At 35.9% G+C, this 12,572-nt stretch carries 7 protein-coding genes; 5 read left to right on the forward strand and 2 right to left on the reverse strand.

Annotation, left to right across the window (positions count from 1 at the left end):
• Window positions 1-197 precede the first annotated feature (197 nt).
• Window positions 198-1,997 carry a translational GTPase TypA gene (typA, locus tag U6A24_RS15160; protein ID WP_324180841.1) on the forward strand — a complete coding sequence of 600 codons (1,800 nt, stop codon included), beginning with the start codon at window positions 198-200 and terminating at the stop codon, window positions 1,995-1,997.
• Window positions 1,998-2,666: 669 nt separating this feature from the next.
• Here the strand turns inward: typA and U6A24_RS15165 are convergent.
• Entirely contained in the window at window positions 2,667-3,350 is a 684-nt protein-coding gene (locus U6A24_RS15165; protein ID WP_324180842.1) for a cell division ATP-binding protein FtsE, read from the reverse strand.
• Window positions 3,351-3,645: 295 nt separating this feature from the next.
• On the opposite strand from U6A24_RS15165, the gene U6A24_RS15170 reads away from it, so the two are divergent.
• From U6A24_RS15170 to U6A24_RS15185, 4 genes are all read left to right on the forward strand, one after another.
• Complete coding sequence (locus U6A24_RS15170; RefSeq protein WP_324180843.1) at window positions 3,646-6,663, forward strand: tetratricopeptide repeat protein; 3,018 nt, start codon at window positions 3,646-3,648, stop codon at window positions 6,661-6,663.
• Between the two features lie 28 nt (window positions 6,664-6,691).
• Window positions 6,692-8,476 (forward strand): TonB-dependent receptor, encoded by a 1,785-nt coding sequence (locus U6A24_RS15175; protein ID WP_324180844.1) that lies wholly within the window; start codon window positions 6,692-6,694, stop codon window positions 8,474-8,476.
• 83 nt (window positions 8,477-8,559) lie between these two features.
• On the forward strand, window positions 8,560-9,372 hold the full coding sequence (locus U6A24_RS15180; RefSeq protein ID WP_324180845.1) for a M23 family metallopeptidase: 813 nt from the start codon (window positions 8,560-8,562) through the stop codon (window positions 9,370-9,372).
• A gap of 88 nt (window positions 9,373-9,460) precedes the next feature.
• Window positions 9,461-11,251, forward strand: a complete 1,791-nt coding sequence (locus tag U6A24_RS15185) for a DUF885 domain-containing protein (protein ID WP_324180846.1) — start codon at window positions 9,461-9,463, stop codon at window positions 11,249-11,251.
• Between the two features lie 181 nt (window positions 11,252-11,432).
• Here U6A24_RS15185 and U6A24_RS15190 read toward each other — a convergent pair whose 3' ends face one another.
• Window positions 11,433-12,170 carry a hypothetical protein gene (locus tag U6A24_RS15190; RefSeq protein WP_324180847.1) on the reverse strand — a complete coding sequence of 246 codons (738 nt, stop codon included), beginning with the start codon at window positions 12,168-12,170 and terminating at the stop codon, window positions 11,433-11,435.
• Between the last annotated feature and the right edge of the window lie 402 nt (window positions 12,171-12,572).

A 12,572-nucleotide genomic window follows, 5' to 3' on the forward strand; every position in this document is an offset into this window, starting at 1 on the left:
TAATGATGAATTTGTTGCACCTATAGTTAATTTTAGATTAGGTTGGGCATTTGGTAGATAACCTTTACACTTAAAATAGAATAAGCTTTATAGGAAGGTATTATGGACTGAAGTATAAAGCTTTTTTATTAATTCACTTTTCATATACAACCTGTCAAAATAACTCGTACCTTTGCACCCTTAAAAATGAGGCGTTTATGGCAGCTATAAAAAATATCGCAATAATTGCACACGTAGATCATGGTAAAACTACGTTGGTAGATAAGATTATGTACCATTGTCAATTATTTCGTGAAAATGAAAATACAGGAGATTTAATCCTAGATAATAATGATCTTGAACGTGAACGAGGGATTACTATTACCTCAAAGAACGTTTCGGTAACTTATAAAGGGACCAAAATTAATATTATTGATACTCCTGGTCACGCCGACTTTGGTGGAGAGGTTGAGCGAGTGCTTAATATGGCCGATGGTGTTTTGCTTTTGGTAGATGCTTTTGAAGGCCCGATGCCACAAACGCGTTTTGTATTGCAAAAAGCTATTGATCTTGGATTAAAACCATGTGTAGTAGTAAACAAGGTTGATAAAGAAAACTGTACACCAGATGAAGTTCACGAAAAGGTATTTGACCTAATGTTTGAATTGGGTGCCGAAGAGTGGCAGTTAGATTTTCCAACAGTATACGGTTCTGCAAAGAATAACTGGATGAGCGAAGATTGGAAGAAAGAAACTGATAATATAGAACCACTATTAGATATGGTGATCGAACATATTCCTTCTCCTAAAATAGAGGAAGGTTCACCACAAATGCTCATTACATCCTTAGATTTCTCTTCTTTTACAGGCCGAATTGCTATTGGTCGTCTTCAAAGAGGAACTTTGACCGAAGGTATGCAGGTTTCTTTGGTAAAACGCGATGGAAAAATCATCAAATCAAAAATAAAAGAACTACATACTTTTGAGGGACTAGGAAGAAGAAAAGTAGAGAAAGTAGAAGCTGGAGATATTTGTGCTTTGGTAGGACTTGAAGGTTTCGAGATTGGTGATACCGTTGCCGATATCGAAAACCCAGAGGGACTACAAACCATTGCTATCGATGAACCAACTATGAGTATGTTATTTACCATTAATGATTCACCTTTCTTTGGTAAAGATGGTAAATATGTAACTTCTAGACATATTAAGGAAAGATTAGAAAAGGAACTTGAAAAAAACCTTGCACTTAGAGTAGAAGAAACCGACAGTGCAGATAAGTTTATGGTTTTTGGTCGAGGAGTATTACACTTATCTGTACTTATTGAAACTATGAGACGTGAGGGCTATGAGATTCAAATTGGTCAGCCGCAGGTAATTATCAAAGAAATTGATGGTGTAAAATGTGAGCCTATCGAAGAATTGACCATCGACTTGCCAGAGCATGTTTCAGGAAAGGCAGTCGAAATGGTAACTTTGCGTAAAGGTGAAATGTTGAGCATGGAAGCCAAAGGTGATCGTATGGTATGTGAATTTATGATTCCATCCAGAGGTATTATTGGTCTACGTAATCAATTGCTTACCGCAACTGCTGGTGAGGCAATCATGGCACACCGTTTTAAAGAATATCAGCCGTTAAAAGGTGATATCCCTGGTCGTATTAATGGCTCTTTGGTTTCTATGGAAAAAGGAACTGCAATACCATATTCTATTGATAAACTTCAGGAAAGAGGGAAGTTTTTTATTGATCCGGGAGAAGATATTTATGAAGGACAGGTCATCGGAGAAAACTCTCGTGGCGATGATATGACAGTGAACGTAACGAAGACAAAGAAGTTATCCAACGTACGTTCTGCAGGTGCCGATGATAAAGCAAAGATTGTTCCGGCAATCAAATTTTCTTTAGAAGAGGCCCTGGAATATATTCAAAAAGATGAGTATGTAGAGGTAACGCCAAACCACCTGCGTTTACGTAAAATATTCCTTACCGAGGTTGAACGTAAAAGAAACAAAATTGTATAGTACAATCATTCAATATATATAAAACCCGAGCAATGCTCGGGTTTTTGTTTTGTAATCAAAGAAACATTTTCTTGATTTTTTCAGAGAATTTCTGAAAAGAACTACCTTCTCATAGCATATCGGCTAGCTCCTGGTAATTGTTTCAGGAAACTTTTTAATGCCTTAAGGTCTATAACCATAATTCCGTAAAATAATTTCATAAGCCTACTCTTTTTCTATGTTATACAATCCTTCTTTTCATAATAGACTCCAGAAGTTGTGCCAAGTTACCTTTTGTTCAAAGTTTTATTAAAACTTTAAGAAGTGATTATAGTTTGAGAAGGGATTGGCGATACCCGGTTTAGTAGTAATAAAAAAGTCCCGAGGGGGGAACTCGGGACCAAACTCGATATTTTGGGGTATGATTTGGGGGCTAATCCAAATATCTTGGGGTAATGTATTGGGGCTTTTCGATTTGGGGCGAAATGCCTTAATGTCTTCTTCAATTGTACAATGCAAATATAAGAGGCTTTTTCATACTAAAACTTGTAAAAAACAACAAACTATCGGTAAAATACAATTTTTTATCGATAAAATACACAAACTATAACGTTTTCGTAGATTTTAATACTAATTTTCTTAGTAAAAAATATGTTTTTACTTTTCTATGAATTAAAGAAATTTGAAGTATTATCCTTTTCGTTGTACCACTTCAAAAACTTTGTTTCCGTCACATTTCAAAGTTTTTGATGGATATTTAAGAAGTAAGGCATAATCGTGTGTCGCCATCAAAATGGTATTTCCGTTTTTGTTGATGTCCTGTAAAACTTCCATTACTTCAACAGAGGTTTGTGGGTCAAGATTACCGGTAGGTTCATCGGCAAGTATAAGCTCTGGGTCATTAAGTAACGCCCTGGCGATAGCAATACGTTGTTGTTCTCCTCCCGATAACTGATACGGGAATTTAAAATCTTTCGTCTTCATCCCAACTTTATCAAGTACATCATCGATCTTACTATCCATAGCTTTCTCATCTGTCCATCCCGTGGCTTTAAGGACAAACAAAAGATTGTCTTTTACAGTCCTATCATTAAGTAATTTAAAATCCTGAAATACTATACCCAGTTTTCTGCGTAAAAAGGGGATTTGATTCTCTTGCAAAGTTGGCAGGTCAAAATCAACAATGCTACCTTCACCCTCAAGTAGTGGCAGGTCACCATACAATGTTTTCATAAAACTACTTTTTCCGGTACCGGTTTTACCAATGAGGTAGACAAAATCTCCTTTGTTAACCTCGACATTAACATCAGATAGAATCAAGCTTTCACGTTGATAAATAGAAGCATCTTTAAGGCTTAATACCGTGTTGGACATAGTTTATGTTTCAGAATTAGTATGACTTGGTAAAAGTAAAAAGTTTTAGGTTAAAAATTGATGGTGTTAAAAATAGTTTTTAACCGTATATATGGATAACCTAATTTTGCTCTAAATATTTTAATTTTTGAATTTGTAAATAATTTCAATATTCATAAAGAATTCATAATTCTCAATTTGTGTTGTAATTATCTTAAAATTCCTGCGTTATTACAATGAAGATTAGACTATCTTTAACACAAAAATTTATTCGCGGGAAACGATATTTACCTTTTGATTGTAATACTTTAGTTAGATGAACAAACACATCACCACGATGCTTTTTGTGATTGGTCTGTCTGGAATACTCCCTGCACAGCAATCTGCAATTTACACCAATGAGTTAGTGCAGTATAATCAGGCATTAGAATTATATAACAATAAACAATTTTTGGCTGCCCAAAACCTTTTTGACAAGGTTCGTGATGCTGTAGATGATGAAAACATTGATGCCAATTGTAGCTATTATATTGCGAATTGTGCTGTTTGGTTAAATCAAAAAGATGCAGATCAGCTTTTAGAAAATTTCGTAGTTCAGTATCCTACTAGTATTAAACGCAATTCTGCCTATTTGGATGCGGCGACCTATTATTTTGATAACGGAAAATATGCCTATGCTCGTAAATGGTATGAAAAAGTAGACGAGAGAAAATTAAGTCGTAGCGAAAAGGAACGGTTTAACTTCAATAAAGGGTATGCCTATTTCAAAATTCAACGTTTTAATGAGGCAAAGAAATATTTTAATCGTGTTCAGGATTCACGCGAATATGGTGCCAAAGCCAAATACTATTTAGGTTTTATAGCCTATGAAGGCGATAATTACAAAGAAGCCGATAAACTTTTTGATGAGGTAAAAGATTTGGATGAGTACAATAAAAATTTATCGTATTTCCAAAGCGATATGAACTTTAAATCCGGAAATTTCGAGGAAGCTATTAAAGAAGGATTAACACAATTACCAAAGTCTAAACCGTCTGAAAGGTCTGAATTAAATAAAATTATCGGGGAAAGTTATTTCAACTTGGGTCAATATGAAAAAGCAATTCCATACTTAAAAGCATATAAGGGACGAAAAGGAAAATGGAACAATACAGATTATTATTATCTGGGATATGCGTACTACAAGCAAGGAGATTATCAAAATGCAATTTCAGAGTTTAATAAAATTGTTAGTGGGCGCAATGCGACTGCTCAAAATGCATATTATCACCTGGCAGAATCATACTTAAAAACCAATCAAAAGCAGCAAGCGCTTAATGCCTTTAAGAATGCTTCAGAAATGGATTTTGAAGCAAAAATTAAAGAAGATGCCTTGTACAATTATGCTAAGTTGAGTTATGAGATTGGTAATTCGTATGTAAGTACACCAAAGGTGTTGCTGGGATACCTGGATGAATATCCTGATTCAGAATTCAAAGAAGAAATCAAAGAGCTGTTAATTAGTTCGTATATTACATCCAAGAACTACAAAGAGGCTATGGATCTGCTTGAGGGAAGTCGCAGTTTTGCTGATAAAGAGGTGTATCAAAAAGTAGCATTTTATCGTGGGATCGAGTTGTATAATGAAGGCAATTATAGCGAAGCAATCACCTATTTTGAAAAATCTTTGGCAAAGCAAGTAGCTCCCAATTTTACGGCTAGGGCAATCTATTGGAAAGCAGAGAGCGATTATCTCCTTAACGACTTTGATGGGGCTTTGATTGGTTTCAAACAGTTTGAAGGAAGTACAGGAGCATCAACGACCAATGAACACAAACAAATCGAATATAATTTGGGATATACCTATTTCAAATTGAAACAATACCCCCAAGCTGCAAAATATTTTGAAGCATTTTCAAACAAAACAGATATAGACCAAACAAGAAAAAATGATACCTACCTTAGGTTGGGCGATAGTCATTTTATCTCGAGTAAGTATTGGCCGGCTATGGAGGCTTATAATAAAGCTATTAAGACCAATAGTGCAGATGCCGACTATGCCCATTACCAAAAGGCAATTAGCTATGGTTTTGTGAATAAGAATGGTCAAAAAATTCAGGATCTGGAGATGTTTATCAAAAAATATCCTAGATCTACCTATAGAGATGATGCCATGTTTGCTTTGGGAGATGTCTATATTTCTGAAAATAAAATCGATCGGGGTATAGAAGCATATGATCGACTAATTAGAGATGTACCCCGAAGCTCATACGTTCCAAAAGCTTTATTAAAACAGGGATTGGTTTTTTATAATGGAGATCAAGGTAATCGAGCGCTGTCTAAGTTTAAAAGGGTAGTAGCAGAGTATCCAGGAACCGAAGAGGCTGTTCAGGCCGTAAATACGGCAAGATTAATTTATGTTGATCTGGGCAGAACCGACGAGTATGCATCTTGGGTAAAAGGGTTAAGCTTTGTCGATGTGAGTGATGCCGATTTGGATAATACTTCGTTTGAAGCTGCCGAAAAACAGTTTGTAGAAAACAATGACAACGGAGCAATTAATGGGTTTGAAAAATATTTGAGAGAGTTTCCAAACGGAATTCATGCCATGAAAAGCCATTTCCATCTGGCACAATTGTATTTCAAGAAAGGAGATAAAAATACTGCGATTCCTCACTATGAATTTGTATTACAAAAAGAACGTACCGAGTTTACCGAACAGTCGTTGGCGAGATTGTCGCAAATACATCTTGAAAATAGGAGTTATGAAAAAGCAATTCCGGTACTGGAGCGATTAGAAAGTGATGCAGATTATCCTCAAAATATCATCTTTGCACAATCGAATCTGATGAAATCCAATTATCAATTGCTTAATTATCAAAAAACGATTGAGTATGCCGATAAGGTATTGGCAAATCCAAAAATACAGAATGATGTAAAAAGCGATGCCAAAATATTTACCGCCCGGGCAGCATTTCAAACCAATAATATCCCAAGAGCAAAAAAGGCCTATATCGAGGTGCAAAAGATAGCAACCGGAGAATTGGCGGCAGAGGCATTATATTACCAGGCGTATTTTGAAAATGAAGAGGGAAATTACAAAGAATCCAATACGACCATACAGAAACTTGCAAAAGATTATTCGGGATATCGTTTATACGGGTCCAAAGGGCTCGTTCTTATGGCAAAAAATTTCTACGGCTTAAAAGACGCTTATCAGGCGACGTATATTTTAGAGAGCGTTATCAAGAACTTTACCGATTATCCCGAAGTTGTAGATGAAGCTCGCGAAGAACTTACAAAAATCAAAGCCGAAGAGGCAAAAACTAATTCATCCATCCAAACCGAACAGTAATAATCAGTTTTAAAACGATTTGTATTATATGTTTACATATTTTAAAAAGAATAACAGACCTCAAGGGTCTTCAAGACCCCTGAGGTCTAAAGTGTTACTTTTTATAGGTAGCTTATTTTTAAGCGTCTTTAATTTTGCACAAGAAAAAGAAGATGAAAACCTGGATACCGAGCGAGTGGTTATTGTAAAGACGTATACACCCACTATAAGTGATGCTTTTAAGGTGAAATCAACACCGATTCTTAATGACTCTATTACCCAAAAGAAAAAGGAAATACGATATAGCATTTTTTCGGTTCCGGTAGCATCGACATATACTCCTGCAAAAGGTAGGGCGGCCAATATCGATAGACCAAAACCAATAGAGATTTATGATAACTACGCAACTTTGGGGTTTGGAAATTTTACCTCGGTGCTTGCAGAGTTTTATAGTAATTTTCAGTTAAATCGATCGGATAATTTAGGATTATACTTGCATCACAATTCTTCGCAAGGGGATATTGAGGATGTACCATTAGATAATAAGTTTTACAATACTTATTTAGATCTTAATTATACTTCGCGCAGTCGAGATTACACCTATGGTCTAGAAGTAGGGGTAGAGCATCAATTGTTTAATTGGTATGGATTACCAGAAATTCCCGCATTAACTCCAGAGCAAATTGAAGGAATAGACCCGCAACAAAATTATTTTGGAGTTAAACTTGGAGGAAAACTTCAATTTGATGATCTGTATTTCAAAAATGCATCATTAAATTATCGTTTTTTTGGTGATGCTTTAGAATCTGTAGAACATCATGTGGTGGCCAAACCAACATTTGAGTTTGAAATGGGGAACTCTTTAATTACTACCAATTTTATAGTGGATTATCTAAGTGGTAGTTTTGACAGAGATATCGACCCTATATTACAAACACCCAACAATTATGGGATTCTTAATTTAGGAGTACATCCAAGTTTGGTAATTCTAAGAGACAATCTTACAGTTAACCTTGGAGCAGCAGCTTACTATAGCATTGATACCGAAAATAGTGATAACGATTTTTACATTTATCCAAAAGTTACAGCTTCTTATCGATTGTTGGATGAAGCCGTTATTGCCTATGGAGGCTTAGAAGGAGAATTGAAGCAAAACAGCTATCGCGATGCAGTACAACAAAATCCTTTTGTCTCGCCAACACTAATTATCGAGCAAACGAATAATCAATTTGATGCCTATATTGGTTTGAAAGGAAAAATATCTGATGTGGTGAGTTATAATTTTAGAGGAAGTTATATTTCTGAAGATGAAAAACCTTTGTTTGTAAATAATCCTAGATCGCCTCTTTTACTAGAGGGATTTGATTACGGAAACTCGTTTTCATATCGCTATGATGATATGACAACATTTGTAGGGTATGGTGAACTTAATTTTGAAATCAGTAAAAAGTTCAAATTAGGAGCCTCGGCAGAGTATTTTAGCTATGATAATGAAGATGAACAGGAAGCCTGGAATTTACCTGAAGTTAAAGCTTCAATATTGGTGGATTACCAAATTAATAAACAATGGTTTGCCGGTGCACAAGTATTCTATGTAGGCGAACGAAAAGATATTGATAACACTATTGTAACAGTTCCTACATTGCCGCTATCTACGGTTACGCTGGATTCTTATTTTGATGCCAATGTGAACCTGGGATATCGCTTAAATGATCAACTATCCTTTTTTGTCAAGGGAAATAATCTGGTAGGCGAAAACTATGACCGATGGGTGAATTTTCCGGTTCAGGGGATACAATTTCTTGGAGGGGTAACCTATAAGTTTGATTATTAAAAGATGAACTTAACTTTGAACAAATAGAGATTCTTAAGAGATAGGGTATAATTTTTGTTGTATTTTAGGTAAAAAAGAAATAAATGAAGATTTTTTTATCCATTGTACTTTGCACTGTTTCTGTATTAACCTATGCACAAGATAACTTCAAGTTATACTATGAAGAAACCAATAATGGGTTTAAACTATTGGCAGATAATGATGAGTATACTCCCGTTTCAACCCAAATAAATTTGAAATTAGAGAATCTTAATTCTTCCAATGGAAATAGTAACATATACGTTGTGCCTGCCAAGACAAAAAAATATACCCTTACCGAATTAAATGTAATAGACCGAAGAAAGAGAGTCAAATTTGGATTCGAATCTGCTTATAATTATGGCGATCATACCTTAAAAAAGTATAATAAAGATTTTGAATACTATTTGCCTTTTGAAAAAGGAGCTACCTTTTGGTTGTCTCAAGGGTATAATGGTGCGGTATCACATAAAAATGAAAATGCCTTAGATTTTAAGATGCCTGTTGGCACCAAAATACATGCGGCTCGCGGTGGTATTGTCGTTGATATAGAAGAAAGTTATAGTAAAAGGTGCACAAATCCAGAATGTGCCAAATACAATAATTTTATAGTGATTTATCATGATGATGGTACTTTTGCAGAGTATACCCATATCAAAAAAGATGGTGCAAAAGTAAAGGTCGGGGATCAGGTGAAAATCGGGCAGTTAATAGGATATAGTGGCGAAGTAGGCTGGGCCACAGGACCACACTTGCATTTTATTGTATTTCGCCAAACCATAACAGATAGGATCACCTTAAAAACCAAATTCCTTATCGGTAAAGGAAAAGAAGCCATAGAACTTATCGAGAAAGAACAGTATACCAGGGCGTATTGATGTAATAAATCTCAAAGGTTTCCTAAACATTTTGGCCTACTTATACTTCTTTCCTATCTTTCTCATCTCAAACAAAACTCGAATAATCATGATCAAAAAAATGCTTGCAATGGCATGTCTAGCCATTGTATTTACAGCGTGTAAAAAAGAAGTAACTACAAATAACACGGCTGACGAAGTAAATATTAGTGCCAGGTTTAACGAAATGCTTGACAATTATTATGAAGAAGGACTTCAGCTTAATCCAGTGCAAGCAACCTTTACCGGTGATAATCGCTTTAATGACCAGTTTCCAAATCCTTTGGCCGATGAAACTGTCGCCAAAGTAAAAGGATATTATACCAAGTACAAACAAGAACTGGAGCAATTTGATGATGCCACACTTTCTGATAGCGAAAAAATGACGAAAGCTATTTTAAAATGGGAGTGTGACATGAACCTAGAGGGATTCAGGTTTAAACAAGACTATTTCCCAATCGATCAAATGTGGTCGATTAACCTGGTGGCAGGTCAATTGGCCAGTGGCGCCAGTGCCCAACCTTTTAAAACCGTTGAAGATTATAACAATTGGTTAAAACGTCTTGAAGGATACCTGGCTTGGATGGTATCTGCCGAAGAAAAGATGAAAGAAGGAATGCAACAAGGGTATGTGTTGCCAAAGTCATTGATCCTAAAAGTAATCCCGCAATTAGAAGCATTAACGGTAGAAGATTTGGATAAACACTTGTTCTACAATCCTGTAAAGAGTTTCCCTGAAGGGTTTTCTGAAGAAGATAAAAAACAACTTACCGATGCCTATGGCAAAATGGTTTCAGAAAAAATCATTCCGGCCTACAAGTCATTGCATACATTTATGAGTACGGAGTATCTAAAAGCAGGTCGAGAAAGTTCTGGTATTTCAGATGTTCCAAACGGGGCAGATTTTTATAATTACCAAATCAAGTTATACACAACCACCAATATGACAGCCGATCAAATTCACGAGTTAGGATTGGCAGAAGTTGCTCGTATTTCCTCAGAAATGGAAACAATAAAAGAACAGGTTGGGTACAAAGGAGACCTGAAATCGTTTTTTGACCATGTGCGCAACAAGAAAGAGTTAATGCCATTTACCGAGCCGCAACAGGTCATTGATAATTTTAATGCGATTCATGACCGTATGAAACCGCAGATCGAGAAATTATTTGATGTGAAGCCAAAAACTCCTTTCGAAGTGCGCCGCACCGAAGCCTTTCGCGAAAAATCTGCAAGTGCCGAATATAACCCAGGGTCTCTGGATGGTACTCGTCCGGGTATTTTTTATACGCCGATCCCAGACGTGACCAAGTACAATACCTATAGTGATGAATCTTTGTTTTTGCATGAAGCCATTCCTGGACATCACTATCAAATTTCGTTAACGCAAGAGAGTACTGAGCTTCCAAAATTCAGAAAAACATTGTGGTACAGCGGGTATGGCGAAGGTTGGGCTTTATACAGCGAGTCGTTGGGTAAAGAGCTGGGGCTATACACAGACCCTTATCAATATTTCGGGATGCTGGGCGCTGAAATGCATCGTGCCATACGTTTGGTAGTCGATACAGGATTGCATGCCAAGGGCTGGACCAGGGAGCAGGCTATACAGTATTCATTGGATAATGAAGCCGAGTCTGAGGCTGGGATAACTTCTGAAATTGAACGTTATATGGCCAACCCCGGTCAGGCACTATCCTATAAGATCGGACAATTAAAAATACGTGAGCTACGCGCTAAAGCCGAAGCAGCATTAGGTGACAAATTCGATATCCGACAGTTTCATAACGAGGTGCTAGAGACCGGATGTGTACCCTTGGCATTGCTAGAGGATAAAATCAACAATTGGATAGCCGCTAGTAAGTAGTATATCCTTTAGTACCCGGCTAGCGATCGTCTGTGACGGGTGCTGTCAAAGTATGTAAGGGTTACAACAAGTAAATCAACAAGCCAGTTTCAAAAAATTGAAGCTGGCTCGTTGTATTTTTGACTTAGTGTTGCGTGGCACACTAGTTACAAACTGGCAGCAGGGGGGGTATCAATTTAATCTATTTTTCTAAAAAAAACTTTTCATTTTCAGAATTGGTATTTTCGTTTTTTTGAATAGATTCTATTTCATAATCTTCCGTTAAATTAATCAGTAACTCCAAAAGTAGGTTCAAGTGTGAGAACTGAAAAAATACTTTGTTTTCAACGTAAGCAGCCTTTGAACTAATTATCGTATTATCTATCTCTCTAATTTTCGAATAGTCAATCGACTCTAGATTAATAACATTTTGTTTATCTATGGCAGTATTCGCTTTGTAAAGTGAATTTTTACTGAACCAACGTAATTGAGCTTGAAACAATCTCGAAAGCGAATCATTAACACTAAAAGTTTCCTTATATGTACAATTATGTATTACTTTTTTTGTTGAATATTTTTTTAAATAGCTATTTTCTAGGATGTCTCTAAATTTTTGTTTTAAATCAAGGTTGTAAATTACAACTTCGTCTAGTTGATTCCTTTTTGGAATGAGAAATAATGTGTCCTTCTTTTTTAAAAAATCAAGAGTGAATTTCTTTTCTATATAATTTATATGTGAGGCGATGACTTCACTTTCTAATAATGGTATTTTGACTTTACCATCTACATTTGATATACTTCCGATTTCCAATTTAGGATAAAAAACCTGCACCAAATCAATTGGTTTTTTAGAATCATTATCAAGAATTATAAATTCTTTGGATTGCGAAAAGCTAGTATAGACAATACAAAATAAAAAAGAGGTAATTAGTGTTTTCATTTTATTAGTTTTCTATCAATTTTGGATATTTCAAAATCTTGTGCTCGATTATTGCAACGTTAAATGTAAACGTCTGCACATGCAGAAGGGTAGAGGTCTGCGAATAAGCAAAAGGCGTTACACTTTTTAGTGTTTCAATTTAGTTGTAAAATAATAAAATTTGTGACGCAGACTTTATAAAATACGTAATTAACTTTAGACACAACACTAAAAGGCGTTGCGTTTATGTTGTGTTAGCCCCAGCTAGTGCTCATCTGTGACGGGTGCTGTCAAAGTATGTAAGGGTTACAACAAGTAAATCAACAAGCCAGTTTCAAAAAAATGAAACTGGCTCGTTGTATTTTTGACTTAGTGTTGCGTGGCACACTAGTTGCAAACTAGCGGCAGCTGGGGAAAACTTTG

The sequence above is a fragment of the Aquimarina gracilis genome (assembly GCF_035285365.1).
GTDB lineage: Bacteria > Bacteroidota > Bacteroidia > Flavobacteriales > Flavobacteriaceae > Aquimarina > Aquimarina gracilis.